General features: G+C 30.3%; 1 protein-coding gene. It reads left to right on the top strand.

What is annotated here, in order from left to right:
• Positions 1 to 115 precede the first annotated feature (115 nt).
• On the top strand, positions 116 to 643 hold the full coding sequence (locus AC1DJR_RS31705; protein WP_158664686.1) for a GNAT family N-acetyltransferase: 528 nt from the start codon (positions 116 to 118) through the stop codon (positions 641 to 643).
• Positions 644 to 902 lie beyond the last annotated feature (259 nt).

Below are 902 nucleotides of genomic sequence, written 5' to 3'. Positions count from 1 at the left end.
TATAAGAGATGAGGTTCAAAAAATGAATATTATATCGGAATAATTATATAAAAATAACACAAAGAAATAAGGATAGGAAGGATTTTGTTGTTGAATATTAGAATATGATATTTGAATGGAGGGGAGAAAGATGGAGATTAATGTAAGAGCAGTAGAAATACGAGATGCTAGAGCAATTCATCGTATATGTATTCAAGATGATGTTTTACCTTATATGGTTTTCTTACCTAGTATGCGTGTAGATGCGATGGAGAATAGAATTCGGAATTTAGCACCGAATCAATTTGAATTTGTTGCAGAGTATGATGGAGAAGTTGTTGGATTTGTCAGTTTAACCCAAAGTCCAGGACGTAGATCTCACTCGGGAGATTTATTCATTGGAGTAGATAGCGAATATCACAATAAAGGAATTGGAAAAGCACTTATTACAAAAATGCTTGATTTGGCTGATAATTGGTTAATGTTAGAGAGAGTAGAACTTGGTGTTTTAGAAACGAATCCGAAAGCAAAAACTCTATATGAAAAATTTGGATTTGTGGAAGAGGGGATAAAAGTAGGGAATTTRAARGCTCACGGAAAGTTTATAAATGAAATTATGATGAGTCGTTTTAGACCTGATGGTTTAATTGTACATAATAAATAGTGTTTTAAATTAAAGGTATTGCTTTAATTTAAAAAGTATGGTGAATTTATGCCATGCTTTTTTATGTTACTAGAAACACAAGCAATTATTAATAGTTGAAACGTTAGGAATCATCTTAGGGTGAAATGCATATTACTTAATAGAATTTATTTCTGTGTGCAAGAAGAATGAAAATGAAGCATTCAATCGTAGCTTTAGATGATATCATGCATTGGTTTTAAAATTATAATGCCTTGAAAAATTAACAATATCATATAAT

It is taken from the genome of Bacillus sp. 05T31 (genome assembly GCF_056396725.1).
This window is presented reverse-complemented; position numbering and strand designations above follow the sequence as displayed.